Annotated in this window: 18 protein-coding genes and 1 pseudogene; 4 read left to right on the plus strand and 15 right to left on the minus strand. The window is 63.8% G+C overall.

Annotated features, from left to right (window positions below):
• Positions 1 to 34 precede the first annotated feature (34 nt).
• Positions 35 to 1,951, minus strand: a complete 1,917-nt coding sequence (locus BPRO_RS22860; protein ID WP_011485440.1) for a sigma-54-dependent Fis family transcriptional regulator — start codon at positions 1,949 to 1,951, stop codon at positions 35 to 37.
• Positions 1,952 to 2,246: 295 nt separating this feature from the next.
• Between BPRO_RS22860 and adh the strand changes: the two genes are divergently transcribed.
• Entirely contained in the window at positions 2,247 to 3,767 is a 1,521-nt protein-coding gene (adh, locus tag BPRO_RS22865; protein WP_011485441.1) for an aldehyde dehydrogenase, read from the plus strand.
• A gap of 263 nt (positions 3,768 to 4,030) precedes the next feature.
• Here the strand turns inward: adh and BPRO_RS22870 are convergent, their stop codons facing one another.
• The 4 genes and pseudogenes from BPRO_RS22870 to BPRO_RS22885 form a co-directional block, all read right to left on the minus strand.
• On the minus strand, positions 4,031 to 4,849 hold the full coding sequence (locus BPRO_RS22870) for an amidohydrolase family protein (RefSeq protein ID WP_011485442.1): 819 nt from the start codon (positions 4,847 to 4,849) through the stop codon (positions 4,031 to 4,033).
• Positions 4,850 to 4,910: 61 nt separating this feature from the next.
• Positions 4,911 to 5,918 (minus strand): NAD(P)-dependent oxidoreductase, encoded by a 1,008-nt coding sequence (locus tag BPRO_RS22875; RefSeq protein WP_011485443.1) that lies wholly within the window; start codon positions 5,916 to 5,918, stop codon positions 4,911 to 4,913.
• 64 nt (positions 5,919 to 5,982) lie between these two features.
• On the minus strand, positions 5,983 to 7,035 hold the full coding sequence (locus BPRO_RS22880) for a LacI family DNA-binding transcriptional regulator (protein WP_011485444.1): 1,053 nt from the start codon (positions 7,033 to 7,035) through the stop codon (positions 5,983 to 5,985).
• A gap of 12 nt (positions 7,036 to 7,047) precedes the next feature.
• Positions 7,048 to 8,244: pseudogene (locus BPRO_RS22885) on the minus strand (TRAP transporter large permease); the annotation flags it as partial.
• A 75-nt stretch (positions 8,245 to 8,319) separates the two neighbouring features.
• Here BPRO_RS22885 and BPRO_RS22890 point away from each other — a divergent pair.
• Positions 8,320 to 9,543 carry an ISL3 family transposase gene (locus BPRO_RS22890; protein ID WP_011483646.1) on the plus strand — a complete coding sequence of 408 codons (1,224 nt, stop codon included), beginning with the start codon at positions 8,320 to 8,322 and terminating at the stop codon, positions 9,541 to 9,543.
• Between the two features lie 18 nt (positions 9,544 to 9,561).
• Here BPRO_RS22890 and BPRO_RS22895 read toward each other — a convergent pair whose 3' ends face one another.
• A complete protein-coding gene (locus tag BPRO_RS22895; protein WP_011485446.1) occupies positions 9,562 to 10,284 on the minus strand; it encodes a TRAP transporter small permease in 723 nt (240 codons plus the stop codon).
• 3 nt (positions 10,285 to 10,287) lie between these two features.
• Entirely contained in the window at positions 10,288 to 11,322 is a 1,035-nt protein-coding gene (locus BPRO_RS22900; protein WP_011485447.1) for a TRAP transporter substrate-binding protein, read from the minus strand.
• A 272-nt stretch (positions 11,323 to 11,594) separates the two neighbouring features.
• Here BPRO_RS22900 and BPRO_RS22905 point away from each other — a divergent pair, with 272 nt between their 5' ends.
• On the plus strand, positions 11,595 to 12,044 hold the full coding sequence (locus BPRO_RS22905) for an acyl-CoA thioesterase (protein ID WP_011485448.1): 450 nt from the start codon (positions 11,595 to 11,597) through the stop codon (positions 12,042 to 12,044).
• Positions 12,045 to 12,092: 48 nt separating this feature from the next.
• Here BPRO_RS22905 and BPRO_RS22910 read toward each other — a convergent pair whose 3' ends face one another.
• Together BPRO_RS22910 and BPRO_RS22915 are read right to left on the minus strand one after the other, a co-directional pair.
• Positions 12,093 to 12,968, minus strand: a complete 876-nt coding sequence (locus BPRO_RS22910; RefSeq protein ID WP_011485449.1) for a patatin-like phospholipase family protein — start codon at positions 12,966 to 12,968, stop codon at positions 12,093 to 12,095.
• A gap of 194 nt (positions 12,969 to 13,162) precedes the next feature.
• The gene (locus BPRO_RS22915; protein ID WP_011485450.1) at positions 13,163 to 14,110 is read right to left on the minus strand and encodes a LysR family transcriptional regulator; all 948 of its coding nucleotides are present in this window, start codon (positions 14,108 to 14,110) and stop codon (positions 13,163 to 13,165) included.
• Positions 14,111 to 14,244: 134 nt separating this feature from the next.
• Between BPRO_RS22915 and BPRO_RS22920 the strand changes: the two genes are divergently transcribed.
• Positions 14,245 to 14,889 (plus strand): NAD(P)-dependent oxidoreductase, encoded by a 645-nt coding sequence (locus tag BPRO_RS22920; RefSeq protein ID WP_011485451.1) that lies wholly within the window; start codon positions 14,245 to 14,247, stop codon positions 14,887 to 14,889.
• Positions 14,890 to 15,012: 123 nt separating this feature from the next.
• Here BPRO_RS22920 and BPRO_RS22925 read toward each other — a convergent pair whose 3' ends face one another.
• From BPRO_RS22925 to BPRO_RS22950, 6 genes are all read right to left on the minus strand, one after another.
• A complete protein-coding gene (locus BPRO_RS22925; RefSeq protein ID WP_011485452.1) occupies positions 15,013 to 16,881 on the minus strand; it encodes a potassium transporter Kup in 1,869 nt (622 codons plus the stop codon).
• 290 nt (positions 16,882 to 17,171) lie between these two features.
• Positions 17,172 to 18,467, minus strand: a complete 1,296-nt coding sequence (gshA, locus tag BPRO_RS22930; protein ID WP_011485453.1) for a glutamate--cysteine ligase — start codon at positions 18,465 to 18,467, stop codon at positions 17,172 to 17,174.
• Between the two features lie 150 nt (positions 18,468 to 18,617).
• Complete coding sequence (locus tag BPRO_RS22935; protein ID WP_011485454.1) at positions 18,618 to 19,928, minus strand: glutamate-5-semialdehyde dehydrogenase; 1,311 nt, start codon at positions 19,926 to 19,928, stop codon at positions 18,618 to 18,620.
• Between the two features lie 67 nt (positions 19,929 to 19,995).
• Positions 19,996 to 20,493 carry a hemerythrin domain-containing protein gene (locus BPRO_RS22940; protein WP_011485455.1) on the minus strand — a complete coding sequence of 166 codons (498 nt, stop codon included), beginning with the start codon at positions 20,491 to 20,493 and terminating at the stop codon, positions 19,996 to 19,998.
• Positions 20,494 to 20,547: 54 nt separating this feature from the next.
• On the minus strand, positions 20,548 to 20,952 hold the full coding sequence (locus BPRO_RS22945; protein WP_041389031.1) for a hypothetical protein: 405 nt from the start codon (positions 20,950 to 20,952) through the stop codon (positions 20,548 to 20,550).
• 12 nt (positions 20,953 to 20,964) lie between these two features.
• The gene (locus tag BPRO_RS22950; protein WP_011485457.1) at positions 20,965 to 21,651 is read right to left on the minus strand and encodes a nitroreductase family protein; all 687 of its coding nucleotides are present in this window, start codon (positions 21,649 to 21,651) and stop codon (positions 20,965 to 20,967) included.
• Positions 21,652 to 21,673 lie beyond the last annotated feature (22 nt).

Consider the following 21,673-nt stretch of genomic DNA (forward strand, 5'->3'; position numbering starts at 1 on the left):
AATTTCACGCCACGAGCGGAGCCTTCGCGCGAGTTCAGGCGTTGAGTTTGCGGTAAAGCGTTTGCCGGCTGATCCCGAGGCGCCTGGCGGCTTGCGAGATATTGCCGCAACTGCTCTCCAGCGCCTGCCGGATGGCCGCGCGGGACAGTTCGTCGAGGTTTTGTGATGGGCCCCCTGCGCTCGGGGAGGTGACCGGTTGCGTCAAGGCGGCGAGTTCTTCCTTGATGTCATCTGGCAAGTGCTGCCAGTCGATACATTCCTCATGCGGGTCCAGCATGGCGCTGGCGGTGCGCAGCATACTGGCGTACTGGCGCAGGTTGCCAGGCCATGCATGCCGGCTCAATCGCGCCAACAGATCAGGTGCGAGGCGAATATCGCATTCGGGATTGAAGCTGGCCAGCAGGCGCTCGGTCAGCACCCCAAAATCGCTGCGTTCGCGCAGGGGCGGGAGATGGACAGTCAGGCCGTTGATGCGGTAGTAGAGATCGCTGCGGAAACTGCCCTTGTCGGCCGCTTCGCGCAGATTGCGGTGGGTGGCGCAGATCAGGGCGAAATCGACATCAACCGGCCGGCCGCCGCCGAGCGGGGTGACCTGCCGCTCCTGCAGCACGCGCAACAGGCGGGTCTGCATGCTCAGCGGCATGTCGCCGACTTCATCGAGAAAAAGCGTGCCGCCGTGGGCTTCACGCAGACGGCCCGCGCTGCCTTCACGCCGCGCGCCAGTAAACGCTCCTGGTGCATAGCCAAACAATTCTGCTTCGATCAGGTTTTCCGGCACGGCGGCGCAGTTGATGGCCACGAAGGGGCCGTCACGGCGGGGTCCGCTGTCGTGCGTGGCGCGGGCGAAAAGCTCCTTGCCCACCCCCGATTCACCCTGGATCAGCAGCGGGATGGGCTTACCGGCCACGCGCCGGGCTTTCTGGGCAGCGCTGAGCCAGCGCAGGTCGCCGGTGTCGAGGCGGGCCAGCGCATCGGGCTGCGTGGCGCCGACCTTGCCAGTGCCGGACGCCGGGGCGGCGACCAGTCCTGACGGCTCGGCATGCACCTGCACAAAGAGCGTGGTGCCGTCGTGCAGCTGCACCTGCGTCGGCTGGCCGGGACGGCGCTTGTGCCGGGACAGCAATTCGTCAAGGCGCACATCGATCGCGCGGGCCAGCGGCGTGGCGCCCAGATCAGACCATGCCAGATGAAGCAGGGCCAGACCCTTGCGGTTGGCGCCAACGATCCAGCCGTCGTCCGAGAGGGCGATGATGCCCTCGGCCACGCTGCCTATGCCCTCGAAGTGAGCGTGCAGGTGCAGGCGGATGTATTGCCGGCAGCTGGAAATGACCAGGCGGTTTTCGATCATGCACGCCGCCGTGCTGACCAGCCCCAGGGCAAACGGATGCCGGCTGCGCTGGCCGCCGGACAGGTCGAGAATGCCCATCAGCTCGCCGCTGGCCGACATGATGGGCGCGGCCGCGCAGGTGAGAAATCCGTTGCGCTCGAGAAAGTGCTCGCTGCCGTGAATTTCGACGCCGCTGCCTTCGGCCAGCGCGGTGCCAATGGCGTTGGTACCGCGGTGCTGCTCGTGCCACGAGGCGCCGGAGGTCAGCGCCGCGCGTTCGGCCTTGTCGAGAAAATCGGCATCGCCCAAGGTGTTGATCAGCGTGCCACGCGGGTCGGCCAGGACGACCATGCTCTGGCTGTGCCGCACCTGCTCGAAGAGGTATTCCATCACCGGCAGGGAATGTGCGAGCAGATCGTGGTTGAACGCCAGTGCGCGGCGCAGATTGCCGTCGCTGGCGTGTTCGGTGTCGGCCAGGCGGTCGGTGGGCGACAGGCCGGCTGCCAGGCTACGCCGCCACGAACGGGCAAGCCGGTCGTCGATGCCGGCTGACGGGCAGTCACCGTGTTCCAGCAGATGCAGCCGCGCCTGACGCAATGCCAACGCGGTTGATGTTGTTCGCACTTTGTCTCCTGGCCGAGTGTTGTCCGTTCCTGACCAAGTGTAGCGAGATGGCAGGCCGACGCAATGGCTGTGAATGACAGTGAAGGCTGCACGAACCAGGGCGGCCCAACTGTACCGTTTTGGTACGGGTGTTGCGATATGGAACGTTGCACGGCCCACGATGCGCCTTGCCCGGTTTGGCAAAAACTGTTTTGAATCAATGGTCTGGCATGCCTCAAGGTACTGGCACGGGACTTGAAGGGAAGCTTGGCCCGCAAGGGCAACTTTGATCAACGGCAAATAATCAGGAGACAAGATGCTTTACTCAGCCCCCGGCACCACTGGCGCCAACATCGCTTACAAGGCCCGCTACGACAACTTCATTGGCGGCGAATTCGTCGCCCCGGTCGAAGGTGAATACTTTGATGTCATCACCCCCATCACTGGCAAGCCTTACACCAAAGCGGCGCGCTCTGGCGCCAAAGACGTCGAACGGGCACTGGACGCGGCGCACGCCGCCGCCGACAAATGGGGCCGCACGTCGCCCACCGAGCGCTCCAACATACTGCTCAAAATCGCCGACCGCCTGGAAGCCAATCTGGAACTCCTGGCCTACGCCGAGACCGTGGACAACGGCAAGCCGATCCGCGAAACATTGAACGCCGACATCCCGCTCACCATCGACCACTTCCGCTACTTTGCCGGCTGCGTGCGCGCCCAGGAAGGTGGCCTCTCCGATATCGACGGAGACACCGTTGCCTACCACTTCCACGAGCCGCTGGGCGTGGTCGGCCAGATCATCCCCTGGAACTTCCCTATCCTGATGGCCGCCTGGAAACTGGCCCCTGCCCTTGGTGCCGGCAATTGCGTGGTGCTCAAGCCCGCCGAGTCAACGCCCATCAGTATCCTGATCATGGCCGAGCTGATCGCCGACCTGCTGCCGCCCGGCGTGCTCAACATCGTCAACGGCTTCGGTCGCGAAGCCGGCATGCCGCTCGCCAACAGCAAGCGCATCGCCAAAATCGCTTTCACCGGCTCCACGGCCACCGGCCGCCAGATTGCACAGGCAGCCGCCAGCAACCTGATTCCGGCCACGCTGGAACTGGGCGGCAAGTCGCCCAACATCTTCTTTGCCGATGTGATGGACAAAGACGACGGCTTCCTGGACAAAGCCATCGAAGGCATGGTGCTGTTTGCCTTCAACCAGGGCGAGGTTTGCACCTGCCCATCGCGCGCACTGATTCACGAATCCATCTACGACAGATTCATGGAGCGCGTGCTCAAACGTGTGGCGGCCATCACACAAGGCAATCCGCTGGACACCGACACCATGATGGGCGCGCAGGCTTCCAAAGAGCAGATGAGCAAGATCATGTCCTATATGGACGTGGGCAAGCAGGAAGGCGCGCAGTTGCTGATGGGTGGCAAGCAGGCGCGCCTGGGTGGCGATCTGGAAAGCGGCTACTACGTGCAGCCCACGCTGTTCAAGGGCCACAACAAAATGCGCATCTTCCAGGAAGAAATCTTCGGCCCGGTGCTGGCAGTGACCACCTTCAAGGATGAAGCTGACGCGCTGGCGATTGCCAATGACACGCTGTACGGGCTCGGTGCCGGCGTCTGGAGCCGTGACGGCAACGTGGCGTACCGCATGGGCCGCGCCATCAAGGCCGGTCGCGTCTGGACCAACTGCTACCACGCCTACCCGGCGCATGCCTCGTTCGGCGGCTACAAAGAGTCGGGCATCGGCCGCGAAACCCACAAGGTCATGCTCGATCACTACCAGCAGACCAAGAACCTGCTGGTCAGCTACAGCGAAAGCAAGCTCGGCTTCTTCTGATCCTGCGCAAAGAGGCGGTGGCCGCGAACGCGCTCAAGGATGCCTGCGGCCTGACCAATCCGCGCAAGGCCAGCCAGGCCGCTCTCGAAGTGGCCGTCTGACGCCATGCACGACAGCGTCATGCATGCCGGCCACCCCGGCTGCGCTGATGCTGGTCGGGCAGCTGCGGCGGCAACAGCACCGCCAACCGGTGAAGCCATCGTCATTGAAGGCCTCAACCCCTATCCGACGCGCGCAATCAGCTACATTTTTATAGCGACTGTCTAAAACCCGTACAGCTGTGCCGGGTTGTCCACCAGGATTTTCTGGCGCGCCGCGTCGCTGGCTGCCCAGGAAAACAGCAGGTCGTACATCGCAACATTCGACGGCGCGGGGTTGCGCCCCGGATGCGGCCAGTTGCTGGCCCAGAGGCAGCGCTCGGGAAACTTCTCGGCCAGGGTGCGCGCCAGCAGGCTGACATCGTCATAGCCGGGCGCGCCGGTTTGGGAAGTTTCGTAAGGCGCCGACAGCTTGATCCAGGCGCGGCCGGTATCGAGTATGCGCAGCAGCGACTGGAAGGAGGCATGGTCCGGACTGACGGGCTCGAGGAATTTGCCGTTGTGATCAATCACCACCTGGCAGGGCAGGCGTTTCAGCACCGCCTCATGGTCCGGCAGCTTGCGGCCATCGAGCTGCAGGTTGATCATCCAGCCGAAGTGCTCCAGCCGTGCCGCCATGGGCTCCAGCGATTCCCAGGGCAGCATGCCGCCCAGCATCATGAAACGCACGCCGCGCATGCCGCCGTCATGCAGCCGCTGGAACTCCGCGTCGGGCGCATCCGGCGCGACCAGCGCAATGCCGCGGGCAACGTCACCAAGCTGGGCCAGCGCATCCAGGGTGCAGCTGTTGTCAAAACCGTAGCCCGTGGGCTGCACGATGATGGCACGCGAAAGGCCCAGCGCCTGCTGCACCTCGCGGTAGCTTGAGACCGGCGAGTGCGGCGGAATCACCGCCACATTCGGGATCAGGGGGTACTTGTCTTCGTAAATGTGCACATGGCAGTCGCAGGCGCCGTCGTAGGTGGTGTTGTGGGTGGCTTGCATAAAAGTCTTCCGGGATTTGCGTGGAGGTCAAAAAAGTCTGACCGGCCGTGAGCGCCCGGGCTCAGGCTGGCTGCGTCGTGCCAAACGCCTGTTGCCAGCGGTGCGCCTGCGCCGCATTCACCGCGCCCTGGGGCACGCATCCCTGCAGGATGTCGGCGACCTGCGCCACCGTTTCCAGGGCCTGGTGCTCCACCGCCGGCGGCGTCAGGCCACCGATGTGCGGCGAGGCGATCACACGTGGATGCGCCGCCACCCGGGGCGAGGGCATCTGGTCAGGCGCGCGGCCCACGTCGACGGCGCAGCCAGCCATCGTGCCGGCGTCCAGCGCGGCCAGCAGCGCCGACTCATCGACCAGGTTGCCGCGCGAGGCGTTGATGAAAAACGCGCCGGGCTTCATCAGGGCAAAGGCCTGGGCGTTCATCAGGTTTTCGGTGGCCTCGGTCGCAGCGGCCAGGCAGACCACATAGTCGGCTTCCGCCAGCAGCGGTGCGAGGCCGGTCTGCACCAGTTCCTGGCGGCCGGTGCGGGTGTAAGGGTCGTGCACCACGATGCGCATGCCCAGGGCCAGCGCCACATCGCACAGATAGCGGCTGATCTGGCCATAGCCAATGACGCCCAGCGTGGCGCCGCGCAACTCGCGCCCCATCAGCGGCGCCACCGGGCGGCCCGCATGGTAGAGCGCAGCCGAGGCGCTGATGTGCCGGCTCAGGTCAATCATCACGCCGATGATCCACTCGGACACCGAGGCAATAAAGCCGGCGCTGGCCTGTGTCACCAGGACGCCGTGGCGGCTGGCGGCGGGGACATCGATATTGCGGATGTCGATGGCGCAGCGGACAAAGGCCTTGAGTCGCGGCAGCGCGGCAAACAGCGCTTCATCGCCCTGCGTCTGCCGGTAGGAAATGATCACATCGCAGTCCTGCGCCAGCGCAGCCAGCTCCCGCGACGACAGGTCGGTGTCGCCGGGATTGAAGCGCACGTCGGCCAGCGCCTGCAATGCAGCGGTGGCGCGGGCGCCGAAATAGTGGCCCAGGCTGGTTCGGGGGTGGCTTACAAAAACCGTTGTCATTCCATGCCTTGTTCAATTGTTCAATCGTCAAAAGTTCACAAAAAATTCAATGCTCAAAAGGACTTCACTGTTCGGAGCTTCGGGCTGCCACGGAGCCCCTGACCACCAGGCTGGGCTGGAAGATGAACTCGCCGGTCGGCAGGCTGGGGGCGGCCAGCCGGCTCATCACGCGCTCGACGATGGTGTGGGCCATCTCCGGCACGGGCAGGCGCACCGTGGTCAGGGCCGGATGCATCAGCGCCGACAAAAACACATCGTCCATGCCCACCACCGACACGTCGGCCGGCACGGACAGCCCGGCCTCGCGAAAACCGGCCATCAGGCCCAGCGCCATCATGTCGTTGACCGCCACAACGCCGGTGGGCCGCTCCGCCGGGTCGCGTCCGGCGAGCTTTGCCGCCTCGATGCGGCCCAGCTCGCTCATCATCGAGTCGCCGTATTCATTGAGCGGCGTGCCCTCGATCACCTGCGCGCTGGCAACCAGGCCGGCGCTGGCCGCGGCCGCCATGAAACCGTTGATCTTTTCACGCCGGCTCATGGTGATGCCGGCGGCCGTCACAAAGGCCAGCCGCCTGTGGCCCTGCGCTATCAGGTGCTCGGTGGCGATGCGGGCCGCCTCGAAGTTGTCGACCGACACGTGGTCAATGCCCGACTCGACGCCAGGCGTGGCGCGGCGGTCATAACTGACCACCACCAGGCCGCGCTCGCCGGCGGATTCGAAGTGCTGCTCGTCGACGAGCGAGGAGATGATGATCACGCCGCGCACGCCATGCGCCATCAGGTCGTCGAAGAAGCGGGCTTCCTTGTCCTTGTCGCGATAGGTGTTGCCCATCATGATGCGAAAGCCGTAGCGCTCCTGTGCCTGGGTTTCGATCTCACGGGCAATGAAGCCGTACATGGGGTTGGCGATTGACGGCACCAGCAAACCCAGCATGGGCGTGTGGCCGGTCTTGAGCTGGCGCGCCGTGGTGTTGGGCCGGTACCGGAGCTCGGCAATCGCCGCCTCCACACGCGCCAGCGTCTCTTTGGCCATGCGGTTGCTCCGGCCATTGAGCACGTTGGACACCGTGCTGGTTGACACGCCAGCACGGCTGGCCACATCCTGAATCTTGCTCACGCGGTTTCTTTCCTATAAGCCCATGCGGGTGGGCAGCCACAGGGAAAACGCCGGCACCAGAACCAGCACCATCAGCGTCACAAACAAGACCACAAGATACTTCATCATGGGCCGGGCCACGTTTTTGACTTCGGTGCCGGTGATGGCGCAGGTGGCAAACAGCCCCAGGCCGATCGGTGGCGCGAACAGGCCAAAGCCCATGGCGATCACCATCACCGTGCCGAAGTGCAGCGGGTGCACGCCCAACTGGGCCGCAATCGGGGTGAGCAGCGGGCCAAAGATGATCAGCGCCGGTGCGCCTTCGAGCACCGCGCCAAACACGATCATGATCAGCACCGACAGCAGCACGAACATGGTGCTGCCGTAGTGATGCGCAAAGGTGATCATGAAGTCGGACAGGTACTGCGGAATCTGCTGGATGGTCAGCGCAAACGACACGCTGGAAGCGGCCGCGACGATGAACAAAATACCGCCCGCCATGGAGGCTGAACGCACGAAGAGCTGCGCCACCGAACGCATTGTCAGCTCACGAAACGCCAGCGCGCCCACCACCAGGGCATACATCACGGCGAAGGCCGACACCTCGGTGGAGGTGGCCACACCCGAGGTCACGCCCTTGCCGATCATCGCCACCATCACCAATGCCACCAGTGCGCCACCCAGCAGGCGGAGCATGGGCTTCTTCACATCGAAGGCTTCATCGGGGTTGATGCGGGTGCCCACATACACCGTCACCGCCGCCAGCGACAGCGCCAGCACCGCGGCCGGCACCAGCCCGGCCATGAACAGGCCGGCAATCGAGATGTTGGCGACAAAGCCCATGATGATCATGTTGATGCAGGGCGGAATGGTTTCGGCCATGACGGCCGTGCAGGCCAGCAGGCCGGCCGTTTCGTTCGGGTCCTGTCTGGTCTTGCGCACGGCGGGCATGATGATGCCGCCGACGGCCGCGATATCGGCCAGCTTGGAGCCGGAGACACCCGAAAAGAAGGCCGTGGCCGTGATGGTGATCAGGCCCAGCCCGCCGCGCACGCGGCCGAACATGCGCAGCAGCAGTTCAATCAGGCGCGACGACATGCCGTTGGACTCCATCAGCAGACCGGCCAGCACAAAGAAGGGAATGGCCAGCAGCACGAAGTGGTCCATGCCCGCCATGACCTGCTGCGAGTACACCAGCATCGGCAGCGACGGATCGGCCATGAAAAAAAGGGTTCTTCATCAATTTCACTGTGATTTTTTGCTCGCTGCGGGACAATCCAGTGATTCAAAATTACCAGCTTGAACATGAAAGATACGGCGCTGTATGAGCAGCTTCTTGGACTGAAGGCACCCTGGTCGGTCAAGAAGGTAGACCTTTCTTTGACAGACCAGCGCGTGGTGGTCGAAGTCGTGTTGAAGAAGGGTCAGGTATGGGCTGACTCCACCGATGCGACCAAGAGGGCTCACATCAATGGCTGGAGCGAGCGCCAATGGCGTCACCTTGATACATGCCAGTTTGAGACGATCATCAGGGCACGTATTCCCCAGCTCAAATTCAGTGACGGCACTGTCGAAGAGTTGATGGTGCCCTGGGCGGAGCGCTACAGCCGGGTCACCACCTTGATGGCTGCGTTCGTTATCAAACTGCTTGAAGCCTGTCCCACCACGCAAGCCGTATGTACGCTCACACGACTGTCCTGGAGCACGGTCAACGCCATCATGGTCAGCGCCGTGGCGCGAGGCATGCTGCGGCGTACCGAGGAAGAGATTTCGTACCTTGGCATCGATGAAAAGAGTTCGGAGAGAGGCCACACCTACGCCAGCATCCTGACCGACATTGACCGCTCGCGGGTGCTGGACTTGGTGCCAGACAGGAAGCTGGGAGCGGCCGTGAGCTTGCTGGAAACGCTTTCTCCGGCGCAACGCATGTCGGTCAAGGCGGTGGCCATGGATATGTGGCCGGCGTACATGAGTGCGGCCAGGCAATGCATGCCGCAGGCGGACATCGTGCATGACAAGTTTCACATCTCCAAGTACCTTGGTGAGGCAGTGGATGCTGTGAGAAAACAGGAGCACCGCAAGTTGTCCCAAGCAGGCACCTCGCCATTGGCAGGCAGCAAATGGGCGTGGTTGAGAAAGTATCCCGATGGCCGTAGCGCTGAAGCCGTCTCGTTTCGGGCCTTGAACCAGCTCAACTTGAAGACAAGCCGGGCCTGGTGCATCAAGGAGAACTTTACCCAGTTCTGGAGCTACAGCTACAAAGGAGCTGCCAAGCGCTTCTTCAAAGCCTGGTCGAATAACGCGATGAGGAGTCGCCTGGAGCCTGTGAAAAAGGTAGTCAGGATGCTCCGACGCCACGAGGAAGGACTGCTGAACTATAGCCAACATGGAATCAGCAACGCCTGTGCAGAAGGCTTCAATAGTGCCATCCAGCTCATCAAAGCCAATGCGCGCGGGTTTCGCAACTTCACCAACTACCGGGCAAGGATTCTGTTTCATTGTGGAAAGTTGAACTTGGCTATGGCCTAGGAAAAGCTCCCAGTGAATTCAACGAAGCTCCAAAAAAAGCAGCGAGGACAGCGCCAGTACAAAGGCGATCGGCACGCCCAGCATCAGCCCGCCGAAGAAGCCGACGGTCAGCAGCACCCACGGTTTGACGGCCTGCTCCGGCAGCAGCGTGTTCCACAGCGTGACGGCTGCCACCAGCCCGACGCCGACCGCCAGCGTGAGCCAGACGGTGCGGCGCGGGCCGCTCAGCGCGTTAGCCGCGCCAAACAGGGTCATGAAGAGGCTGCCGATCACCACCGGGTAAATGTAGATCCACTGCGGAAAGCCGATGGAGGTGGTCATGCCATTGGAGTCCACCAGCAAGGCGCACGACGACAGGAACAGGCTGAACGACACCCCCACGATGATCCAGCTGCCCGACTGCAACAGCGCAGGCTGCCACGAGTCGGGGAAGAAACCCCGGAACAGGTCGATGCCGACATGCTGGCTGCGCGCCAGCACCGTGGCCGCGCCAATGAACACCAGCACCACCATCAGCGCCCGGGCGACCTCTTCAGCCCAGTCAAAGGGGGCATGCAGAAAGTAGCGAAAGACCACCGAGGCAAATACCACCAGCACGTCCAGCGCCAGCACGGCACCGGCGAGGTATTCGGTCCAGCGCATCAGGGTGGCCAGCCAGCGCCCGGGCGCGCGGGCCACGCTGAAGCCGGTGACAGAAGGCAGGGGGATATGCGGCAGGTCCGGCGACAACTGGGCGCTCACGACTCACACCCTCGCCGCGGAGATCGCGGTGAACAGCGGCGCGGTGGCCGGATGCTCCTTGGCAAAGGAGGACCAGAGACGGGCCTCCATGTCCTTGCGCACGGCATCGCGCTCGGCTTTGGCCATCGGGTTGAACACCATGCCCAGCTTCGTTAGCGCGTCGATAGCCTGCGCGCCCTTGTCGGTGGCAATGGCGCGCTGCTGGGCGGTGGCGTCCGCCGCGGCCTTCAGGAAGGCCGGGCGCAGGTCTGCCGGGATCTTGTCCATGCCGCGCTTGCCCATCACCACCACCAGCGGGCTGAAGAGGTGTTCGGTCAGCCAGCAGTTTTTGGCAACTTCATTGAGCTTGCTGGCCAGCACGGTGGCGGCGTCATGCTCGAAGCCGTCCACCACACCGGTCTGCGCGGCCATGTAGAGCTCACCGAACGGGATCGGCGTCGGGATGGCGCCCATGATCTTGAAGGTTTCAATGAAGGCCGGCGTGGGCAGCACGCGCAGCTTGACGTTTTTCACCTCGGCGAGCGACTTGACCGGCTGCCGGGTGTACACGCTGCGCGCCCCAAAGTGCGAAGCCCAGGTGATGACCTGGCAGCCCGTGCTCTTTTGCAGGATGTCATTGAGTTTGGCGCCCACGCCCCCGTCCAGCGCCCTGGCCGCATGGGCATAGCTGTCAAACAGGTAACCGAGGTCCAGCATGCCGAACTGCGGCGCGGCCGTGGCCCAGATCGACGAGCCGGTGACCATCATGTCAATCGAGCCGACCTTGACCTGCTGCACCACATCGCTTTCCTTGCCGAGCTGGTTGTTGGGAAAGTAGTCGATCCGGATCCGGTCGCCGACGGCGGCCTTCAGGTTGGCGTCCAGGCGCTGGTACCAGACGTAGTGGGCCGAATTCTGGTCGGCGACCAGCGAGGACGAAAAGCGCAGCGCAACGGGCGCCTGCGCCCGCGCCAGGCTGGGCAAGCCGGAGGCAAGCGCCACGGAGGCGGCGGCGGTGGACTGGACAAAGCGGCGGCGGGAAAGTGAATGTGAATGCATGGTTGTCTCCTGATGACTTGACGTTGTAGGGATGCATTGGCGTGCATCGGTGGGGCGCTTGTATAACGATTTACTGTATCGTTACACCAATTCGCCGGTCAAGCCTGTTTGGCTAGGTGTTTTCCTCCGTAAACACAGGTTTCACTCATTTTTTGCCCATTTTTTGCCCGTTCGCGCCGTTTCCGGCCGAAATTTGCTGGCAGCGGCGACCGCCAGCAGACCGCCCCGACTGGCGATAATCAGGCCCTCACGCATAGCAAAGGAAATTCACCATGTCATCCATCACCCTGCGCTTTCTGGCCGAGCCCAGCACCGTCAACTTTGGCGGCAAGGTGCATGGCGGCACCGTCATGAAATGGATTGACGAAGCGGGTTACGCCTGCGCCACCAGCTGGGCCAAACGCTATTGCGTCACCGTGTCGGTAGGCACCATCCGCTTTCAGCGCCCCATCATGATCGGCGACCTGGTGGAAGTGCAGGCCCGCCTGGCCTACACCGGCAGGACCAGCATGAACATCTCGGTCGAAGTGCGGGCCGGCGACATGAAAACCGGCCATATGGAGGTCATCACCGACTGCCTGGTGGTCTTTGTGGCGGTGGACGCCGCTGGCCAGACCATTCCCGTGCCGACCTGGCAACCCGAAACACCCGGCGACATTGCGCTGGCCCAGCACGTCAAGGCCTACCTGGATGCGGCCCGGGCCATGCACCCCGGCGCCTGACCGGGCGGTGCCGGCGGCCTGCACGGGCGCCGTCCTGATGGATCGGTCTCAATCCACGTGCGGTCGCAGCGCACCGGGAATGCGCGGACGCTGCAGGCCGCCACTCTCAAGCCAGCGCCGGGTATTGTGCTCGGCCCGTTCAATCAGCTCACGGGCACGCGAAAAGTCGTAAGCCGATGCTGACAGCGGACACAGCGGCGGCACCGTCAGCACTTCGAAGCGATCCGCCAGCAACTCCAGGTCTCGCACCAGCTGGTGCGCAATCAGCATGTTCAGCGCATGCAGCGCGCTGGCGATGGCACTGACCGGCGGCGCGGTCAAGGCACAGGCATAGCCGGTGGGCAGCACGATCAGCCGGGTCGCACCCAGTGCGATCGCCGCCGTGACCGGCGTGTTGCTGGCAATGGCCCCGTCGATCAGGTACTCCTTGCCGACCAGCACCGGTGGAAAGATCGCCGGGATCGCACAACTGGCCAGGATCGCCTCCACGGCCGGACCGGACGACAGGCAGACCAGGTTGCCGTGCAACTGCTCGGTGGCGACCACATGGAGCGGCAGCGCCGCCTGCTCCAGCAGGCTGTAGGGCAAATGGGCTTCGATCAACGCGCGCAGCCCACTGGAGTCGACGAGCGACGGCGAACGTGAAAACAGGCCGGCGATGCGGCTGAAGGTCATCGGGAAGATCTCGCGGCGCTTCAGCTGGCACCAGAGCTGCTCGAGCTGCATGACACCGGCCAGCGTCGGATTGCCGGCGAAATACGCGCAATTGATCGCGCCCACCGAAGCGCCCACCACCAAATCAGGCAACACGCCATGGGCGAGCAGCGCATGCAGCATGCCGACCTGAATTGCGCCAAAACTGCCGCCGCCGGCAAATACAAAGGCGGTCTTGCCATTGGCCTTCGCGTTGGCCCTCGGTTCCATTTGCGCCTCCGTGCTGCCAGCACCGTCGCGGCTGTCCCTGCGTGCGGCAGATCACCCATCCATCTTACTGCCGCGTCTGCGTCACGCAAGGCACGGCAGGGCCGCCTGTAAATCCGACACCGGCCGCAGCCCGGAAAGACGACATTGCGGCATCGGCAACAGCGGCGGGAGCTGCGTCATGCCGAAGCAATTCGTCAGGAGTGAAAGGCAGTGGCAGTGTGCGCCGCAGCCGCGCCGCCCGCGTCGCCCGCGTCGCCCGCGTCGCCGAAGTACAGTGCCAGCACGTCCAGCGCATGGCGCACCTTGGCCGGCTGCTCACCGCGCCGCGGGGTCACCGCATACACCGGCAAGTCAGCCAGACGCCAGCCGGGCAGCACCGGCAACAGGCGCCCGTCCGCCAGCGCTTTCTGGTCGTCGTCGCTCACGCCCAGGCTGATGCCCCAGCCCGCCACACACAACGCGTGCAGGGCCGTCACCTGGGAAGCCTGCACCCGGCCCTCGAGCCGCAGCGTCTCGCGTTCGCCGGCAGGTCCTTGCAGCTCCAGCATGTCGGCGCCGGCGTTGGCCGGTTTGCTGCCGAGCCAGTCATGCTGCAGCAGATCACGCGGCTGCGCAGGCCAGCCGCGCTCGGCCAGGTAGGCCGGCGACGCACACAGCTGGCGCGCCATGCTGCCCAGCTTGCGCGCCACCAGGCCTGAATCGGCCAGCACGCCAATGCGAAGCGCGATATCCACGCGCTCCCCGATCAGGTCAATCAGTGCGTCATCGAGCAGCAGGCGCAGCGTGAGCCTGGGGTAGCCCCGCAGCGGCGCCAGCGCGGTGGCCAGGACGCTGCCAAAGCCGGCGGGCGCGGCCAGCCGCAATTCGCCTTCGGGCTCATCGCGCAGGCGCGCCAGGGCCTGCTCGGCCGAGCGCGCCGCCGCCACCATCGCGGCGCAGCCTGCGTGGTAGCGCTCGCCCGCCTCGGTCAGGGTGAGCCGCCGGGTGGAGCGGTGCAGCAGCGCCAGCCCCAGCGCCTGTTCCAGCTGGCGCAAATGCTGGCTCACCGCCGAGGGCGTCATGCCCAGTTGCCGCGCCGCCGCAGTCAGGGAGCCTGCCGCCACGACTTCGGCAAAGATGGCCATGCGCTTGAGTTGATCCATGGTTTAGAGGCCCATTAGTTAGCTGTACTTCACAGTGTTAGCCAATTAAGCCATCTATTCAGCAACTTGTGAAGCAATCAAACTGGAGCCTCTTCTACTTTTTTATATCTTTTTTATATCCTCAGGAGTTTTTGATGAACATCGCACTGATTGGCGCTACCGGTTTTGTCGGCTCGGCCATCCTTCCCGAACTGCTCGACCGGGGCCACCAGGTCACCGTGCTGGCCCGCACGCCCTCCAAACTGGCCCCACAAAGCGGTCTGCGCGTGGTGGCTGCCGATGTGCTGGACACGGCCCAGGTCGCCCAGGCCGTGGCCGGTCACGACGCGGTCATCAGCGCCTACAACCCCGGCTGGGGCGAGCCGAAGATTTACGAGTTGTTCCTGCAAGGCAGCCAGGCGATCGTTTCCGGCATGAAACAAGCCGGCGTCAAGCGCCTGCTGGTCGTCGGCGGCGCGGGCAGCCTGTTTGTGGCGCCCGGGCTGCAGCTGGTCGACACACCAGAGTTTCCGGCCCAGTACAAGCAGGGCGCGCTGGCGGCACGCGAACTGCTCGACCAGCTCAAGGCGGAGACGGCGCTGGACTGGAGTTTTATCTCGCCCCCCATCGGCCTGGCGCCCGGCGCACGCAGCGGCAAATACCGCTTGGGCACGGACGATCTCCTGTCTGGCCAGGGCGACCAGCCCGCCGGTATCTCGGTGCCCGACCTGGCTGTGGCCATCGTGGACGAGATTGAGCAACCGCGGCATGTGAAGCGCCGGTTTACTGCGGCGAACTGAGCGTTTCCTGCCCGGTGCCCGGGAGGGGCCGGGCCCTGGTGGCGCGGGTCATTCGCTATCCATTCAGCAGCTGTTCACGGCCGCCCAAGGGCCTCGTGGCCCTCGTGGCCCTCGCGGCCAGCGTCAAATCTCGATCTTGCTGCCCAGCTCCACCACGGAGTTATTGGGCAGGTTGAGAAAGTCCGCCGCCCCACTGGCGTTATGGTGCATCTGCGCAAACAGCTTCTCGCGCCAGGACGCCATGCCGCGGCCAATCGTCGGGACCACGGTGTCGCGCGAGAGGAAGTAACTGGTGGTCATGGACTCCAGCTCACAGCCCCGGCCCTTGATTTGCTGCAGGGCTTTTGGCAGGTCCAGGTCGTTCTTGAAGCCGTAATGAACAGTGACCTGCCAGCAGTCGTGGCCCAGCGATTCAATTTCGAGCCGTTTGTTCATGCCTATCCACGGCACCTCGTGGTAGCGCACGGTCACAAACAGATTCTGCTGGTGCAGCACCTTGTTGTGCTTGAGGTTGTGCAGCATCGCATTGGGCACGGTGCCCGGCTCGGCGGTCAGGAAAACAGCCGTGCCTTCCACCCGCGCCGGTGGGCTGACAAAGACGGCGTCGAGAAAGCTCGGCAGGTCGATGGCGTCGGAGCGCAACTTGTCATTGAGCAGGCCCCGGCCTTCCTTCCAGGTCATCATCAGGGTGAAGACCGCGCCGCCGATCAGCAGCGGGAACCAGCCGCCGGCAAAAAGCTTCATGAGGTTGGACGCAAAAAACGCAAGGTCCACCAGAAAGAAAACACCCGTGGCGGCAATACACAGGCTGAGCGGGTAATTCCAGCTGTAGCGAATGACAAAGAAGGTGAGGGTCGTCGTGATCAGCATGTCCAGCGTCACGGCGATACCGTAAGCGGCCGCCAGATTGCTGGACGAGCGGAACATCACCACCGCCAGCACAATGGCCACGAACAGGCTCCAGTTGACGAAGGTGATGTAGATCTGCCCCGTGTCTTTCACACTGGTGTGCTGAATGTTCAGGCGCGGCAAATAGCCCATTTGAACGGCCTGCTTGGTCACGCTGAAGGCGCCGGTGATCATGGCCTGCGAGGCAATCACGGTCGCCATGGTGGCCAGCCCCACCAGGGGCAGCAGCGCCCATTCGGGGGCCATCAAATAGAACGGATTCTTGACGGCGGCGGGGTTGTTGAGCAGCAGCGCGCCCTGGCCGAAGTAATTGAGCACCAGCGAGGGCATGACCACTGAAAACCAGGCCAGCCGGATCGGCCGCTTGCCGAAATGGCCCAGATCGGCATACAGCGCCTCGGCACCGGTCACGCAGAGCACCACGGCGCCCAGGATGATGAAGGTGGTGCCGGGGTTGTGCCACATGAACAGCAGCGCGTAATGCGGGCTGATCGCCTTCAGAATCGCCGGGTTGGTCACAATCTGGGAAATGCCCAGCAGGGCAATCACGACAAACCAGATCAGCGTGATCGGGCCGAAATACCGGCCGATGCCGGCGGTACCGTGCTTTTGAAGGGCAAAGAGGCAAAACAGGATGACCAGCGTGATCGGGATGACGCCCTCCTTGAAGGCGGGCGACACCACTTCCAGCCCCTCGACGGCCGACAGCACCGAGATGGCCGGGGTGATGACGCCGTCGCCGTAGAACAGCGAGGTGCCAAAAACACCCACGATCAGCAGGATGCGCCTGAGCTTCGGCTTGTCCTTGACTGCCGTGGAGGCCAGCGCCAGCATGGCGATCAGGCCTCCCTCGCCGTTGTTGTCGGCGCGCAGCACCAACACCACGTACTTGATGGAGACAATGACCGTCAGCGTCCAGAAGAAGATGGACAGGATGCCGTAAATGTTGCCTGGGGTGAAGGGAACATGCCCCGAGCCAAACACTTCCTTGATGGCATACAGGACGCTGGTTCCGATGTCGCCGTAGACGACACCGATGGCGCCCAATGTGAGCGCCGCAAGTGATGATTTTTTACTTGACACAAAAACTTCCCGCCTTGACCCTGACCGGGCCGGGCACGGTCAGGGGGTGGCGGGAATGGGTTACCTGGGGGAACGCTATTTTGCGCCCAGGCAGGGGGCTTGCGGGTCGGCGAACACCCCTAAATTGAACAAATCCGGATTTTGTTGCGATGCAACAACTTGTAACAAAAACTGGCTGATTTATCGGACCACCGCTCGGCCCGGCCACCCAATTGCTATTATTTTTATAGCCAACAATCTCCGCAGGTCAAGGGGTTCAATCCCCACAATCCAGCACCCCAGAGCACCCGTCAGTCGTAGACCTCGGCATCCGGATCGGTCGCTTCCAGTTCATAGCTGGCAGCCAGCATGGCCAGCCGGGCAATCACGCCATACATGTAGAAGCGGTTGGGGCTGCTGGAGCCCGGTTTTTCACCAGGCTGGGGCAGGCGGCCGCTTTCGGCAAAGGCCAGCGGCACAAAGCTGGCGCCGGGGGCGTTGAGGTTTTCATCGACGCCGCGCTCGGCATGCACGCGGTAGAAGCCGCCGACCACATAGCGGTCCATCATGTAGACCACCGGCTCGGCCACCGCATCGTTGACGCGCTCATTGGTCAGCACGCCTTCCTGGATGATGACTTCCGACAGCGTCTGGCCATCCTTGGTCACGCCCATCTTGTTTTTGGTCTTGCGGTTCAACACCTCAAGGTCTTTCACATCGCGCACCGTCATGATGCCCATGCCATAGGTGCCGTTGTCGGCCTTGACCACGACAAAGGGCTTTTCGTTGATGCCGTATTCCTTGTACTTTCGCTTGATTTTGGTCAGCAGCGCATCGACGTTGGTGGTGAGGCACTCCAGGCCCACGCCCTCGGCAAAGTTGATTTCACCGCATTGCGTGAACATCGGGTTGATGAGCCAGGGGTCGATGCCCAGCAGCTTGCCGAAGCGCTTGGAGACCTCTTCGTAGGCCTTGAAGTGCCTGGACTTGCGCCGTACCGACCAGCCGGCATGCAGCGGTGGCAGCAGGTACTGCTCGTGCAGGTCTTCCAGCATGCCGGGAATGCCCGCCGACAGATCGTTGTTCAGCAAGATCGTGCAAGGGTCGAAGTTTTTCAGGCCCAGCCGCCGGTCGGTGCGGATCAGCGGCTCGATCGTGATGGTCTCGCCGGTCGGCAGGTTCAGCGTGGTGGGCTCCTTGATCTCGGGACTGAGCGAGCCAAAGCGCACGTTGAGGCCCGCCTGGTGAAAGATGCGCTTGAGTTGCAGCACATTCGACAGGTAAAAGCTGTTGCGCGTGTGGTTCTCGGGCACCACCAGCAGGTTGCGGGCTTCGGGGCAGATTTTTTCAATCGCGGCCATCGCCGCCTGCACCGCCAGCGGCAGCATCTCGGGCGACAGGTTGTTCCAGCCGCCGGGATAGAGGTTGGTGTCCACCGGCGCGAGCTTGAAGCCCGCGTTGCGGATATCGACGGAGCTGTAAAAGGGCGGCGTGTGCTCCATCCACTCCAGCCGGAACCAGCGCTCGATCGCGGGCATGGAGTCAAGAATGCGCTGCTCAAGTTCGTTGATGGGGCCGTTCAGGGCGGTGATGAGATGCGGAACCATGCGGCCACTTTCAAAGGGGAGTTTTGTTATCAAATCCGGCAATATCTGACCGAATCCTAGGGATATTGGGATGCGCAGGGCGGTTACAAGGTGCACAGCCAAAATCTCAAAAGACGGATGGCAACCGCCGCTGGCCAGGGGTGCGGCGACTCAGGTCCGCACTTCCCCGTTGCCCAGCACCACATACTTGAGGGAGGTCAGGCCCTCAATGCCGACCGGCCCGCGGGCGTGGAACTTGTCGGTGCTGATGCCGATTTCTGCGCCCAGCCCGAACTCGAAACCATCCGCGAAGCGGGTGCTCGCATTCACCATGACGCTGGCTGAATCCACCTCGCGCAAAAATCGCTGGGCGTGCATGTGGTCGCGCGTCAGGATGGCGTCGGTGTGGTGGCTGGAGTACTGGTTGATGTGGGCGATCGCTTCGTCAATGCCGGCCACCACCTTGATGCTGATGATGGGTGCCAGATACTCCTCATACCAGTCCTGCTCGGACACGGGCTGGAGGTTGGCGCCCGCCACGCCGGCAAGAAGGGCCCGGGCTTCGGCATCGCAACGCATTTCCACACCCTTGGCCGCATAAACTGCGCCGATTTTTGGCAGGAAGCCGGCGGCCACGCCGCGCGCCACCAGCAAACCTTCGCTGGCGTTGCAGGGACTGTATTTCTGGGTCTTGGCGTTGTCGGCCACCCGGACCGCCATGTCGATGTCGCAGGGGTCGTCGACATACACATGGCAGTTGCCGTCCAGGTGCTTGATGACCGGCACCTTGGCCTCGCGGCTGATGCGTTCAATCAGGCCCTTGCCGCCGCGCGGAATGATGACGTCCACATACTGCGGCATCGCGATGAGCAGGCCCACGGCTTCGCGGTCGGTCGTCGGCACCAGTTGCACCGCGTCTGCCGGCAGCCCGGCGTCAAGCAGCGCCTGCTGCACCAGCGAGGCCAGCGCCTTGTTGGACTCGATGGCCTCGGAGCCGCCGCGCAAGATGCAGGCGTTGCCGCTCTTGATGGCCAGCGACGCCGCTTCAATCGTCACGTTGGGGCGGCTTTCATAAATCATGCCGAACACGCCGATGGGCACGCGCATCTGCCCGACGCGGATGCCGCTGGGCTGCTCTTTCATGCCGATGATCTCGCCAATCACGTCGGGCATGGCAGCAAGCTGCTCGCAGCCCAGGGCCACGGTCTCTATGTCTTTGGGGCTCAGCCTGAGCCGGTCCAGCAGGGGACCGGCCAGCCCGGCCGCCTGGGCGCGCGCCAGGTCACGCTGGTTGGCGTTATCCAGGGCCTTGACATTCTGGCGGAGCAAGGTGGCCAGCTTTGACAGCGCCCAGTTTTTAACAGCCGCTGACGCACGCGCCATGTGGGCTGACGCCACTTTTGCCCCGGAACCCATGCGCTGCATCAGGTCCGTGAGTTCGCTGCGGGCTGCCAGGGCGTTGGGGGAGTCGGGCGCGTTCATCCCGCTATTTTGCCTCTAATCAGGATCGCCAGAACATCGCTTGCCGCAAACCGCGGCCGCCACGGCATCAGGATGCGGCAAGTACGCCGCGGCGCTGCATCATGTCCCGGCTCATGGCCTGCAGGGCATCCGCCGCAAGCACCGCCTGCGCCGCGGGATAGGCCAGATGGTCTTCGTCCGCCAGATGCCGGCCATACAGCGCGGCAAAGCGGTTCAGGGCCTCGGTCTGGGGCGGCCCCAGCGGCGTCCAGTCCGCGGCAGGGCTTTTGGCGACAGCCTTCAGCACGCAGCGCGCCGCTGGCCAGGCCGCTTCCATGTCCCGGTGATCCTGCAGCAGCCGCTGGACCAGCGCACGCAGGCCGGCATCCGGCCCGGCCAGCAGCAGCGGAAACACGTGCAGCTCTTCATCCAGGTGATGCTGGGGCGCAGCCATGTCGAAATAACGCATCACATCGCGGGCGGCCTGGCGCGCGGAATCGTCGCAGCCGTGCTCCCGCAGGTGCTGCTGCAAGCGCCCGATGAGGGCCAGCATGCGCTCCACCCGCTCATGGCAGGCCGCCAGCATTTATGAAGGCCGGGCAGCGCCCCGGCGCGCGCTGTCCGGCGCACGATGCCCATGTCAGCCGATCTGCACCGGCTGCCCTTGCGGGTCAAACGGAATGAAACCGCCAATTCGCCCCTGCTTGATGGACTCGACCATGCGCTGCAACGGCTCCTCGGCGTCTGCGCTGGTCGGCGCACGGCTCACCGAGCCCGCCAGGGCGGCGGCAAACACCAGGCCCCAACGGCGTCCGAACTGGCCGGATTCCTGCACCAGCGCGGCAAACGAGGTCAGCTCTTCGGGACGCTTGTCCACACACATCAGCGGCACCAGCGCACCGCCCTGGCCGGCTTTAAAACGCTCCCGCTGCACGGGTGTGCTGTCCTCGGGCAGTTCCACACCGGCAAACACAAACAGCAGGCGCTGCGGCTCGGGCTGGGCCCGGGCCGCCTGCAGCAGGTCGTCAAAACTCAGGATGTCCATGGGTAGTTCCAGTCACAGGGAATAAAAAGAGTCCGCCGGGTCGCGACCCGGCGCAGCCCCCTCGGCAGCAAGGCAGGTCACAAAATTGCCGGGCACCGGGCGCAAGCGGGCGGGTTTGCGCGACTGCGCGGTGCCGATGCTGACAAAACACAGCGCCTGTTCGCCGTCTGCCAGGCCAAACAGCGCACGCAGTCCACTGGACTTCAGGGCCTTGCCGCTCGTCAGCGCCGAACCATAACCCAGCGCCGTGGCCATGAGCAGCATGTTCTGCACCGCACAGCCGGCAGAAACGATGCGTTCGGACAGGTCAACCGCTGCATCGCCGCGCCGGCCATCAACCACCACCAGCATCAGCAGAGGGGCGCGATGCGCCTTTTCGCGCGCCTGGCCGACCTGTTCGGGGGTGGCCTGTGCGTCACGCGCCATCAGCGCGGCACCAAACACCTCGGCGAGCCGGTCGCGCGCAGCATGGGGTACAAGCACAAAGCGCCAAGGCAGCAGCTGCCCGTGGTCGGGGGCGGTGGCCGCGGCATTGAGGATCATGCCGAGCTGTTTCGCATCGGGGCCGGGCGCCACCAGGCGTTTGGGCAAAATGGTTTGGCGCGATTGCATCAGCGCCGCCGCAAAGGCCGCCGCATCGTTGTCCGCCAGTGCGGACGCAACAAGCGGGAGCGGGACAGGGACAGCACGCAGGCTCATCAGGGCTCACCTCCGTCGGAGC

Origin of the sequence: Polaromonas sp. JS666 (genome assembly GCF_000013865.1) — a bacterium.
Lineage (GTDB): Bacteria > Pseudomonadota > Gammaproteobacteria > Burkholderiales > Burkholderiaceae_C > Polaromonas.

Coding starts and splice junctions, on each gene's coding strand:
- adh (WP_011485441.1), top strand. CDS start 2,247: ATGCTTTACTCAGCCCCCGGCACCACTGGCGCCAACATCGCTTACAAG.
- BPRO_RS22870 (WP_011485442.1), bottom strand. CDS start 4,849: ATGCAAGCCACCCACAACACCACCTACGACGGCGCCTGCGACTGCCAT.
- BPRO_RS22875 (WP_011485443.1), bottom strand. CDS start 5,918: ATGACAACGGTTTTTGTAAGCCACCCCCGAACCAGCCTGGGCCACTAT.
- BPRO_RS22890 (WP_011483646.1), top strand. CDS start 8,320: ATGAAAGATACGGCGCTGTATGAGCAGCTTCTTGGACTGAAGGCACCC.
- BPRO_RS22900 (WP_011485447.1), bottom strand. CDS start 11,322: ATGCATTCACATTCACTTTCCCGCCGCCGCTTTGTCCAGTCCACCGCC.
- BPRO_RS22905 (WP_011485448.1), top strand. CDS start 11,595: ATGTCATCCATCACCCTGCGCTTTCTGGCCGAGCCCAGCACCGTCAAC.
- BPRO_RS22910 (WP_011485449.1), bottom strand. CDS start 12,968: ATGGAACCGAGGGCCAACGCGAAGGCCAATGGCAAGACCGCCTTTGTA.
- BPRO_RS22915 (WP_011485450.1), bottom strand. CDS start 14,110: ATGGATCAACTCAAGCGCATGGCCATCTTTGCCGAAGTCGTGGCGGCA.
- BPRO_RS22920 (WP_011485451.1), top strand. CDS start 14,245: ATGAACATCGCACTGATTGGCGCTACCGGTTTTGTCGGCTCGGCCATC.
- gshA (WP_011485453.1), bottom strand. CDS start 18,467: ATGGTTCCGCATCTCATCACCGCCCTGAACGGCCCCATCAACGAACTT.
- BPRO_RS22935 (WP_011485454.1), bottom strand. CDS start 19,928: ATGAACGCGCCCGACTCCCCCAACGCCCTGGCAGCCCGCAGCGAACTC.
- BPRO_RS22940 (WP_011485455.1), bottom strand. CDS start 20,493: ATGCTGGCGGCCTGCCATGAGCGGGTGGAGCGCATGCTGGCCCTCATC.
- BPRO_RS22945 (WP_041389031.1), bottom strand. CDS start 20,952: ATGGACATCCTGAGTTTTGACGACCTGCTGCAGGCGGCCCGGGCCCAG.
- BPRO_RS22950 (WP_011485457.1), bottom strand. CDS start 21,651: ATGAGCCTGCGTGCTGTCCCTGTCCCGCTCCCGCTTGTTGCGTCCGCA.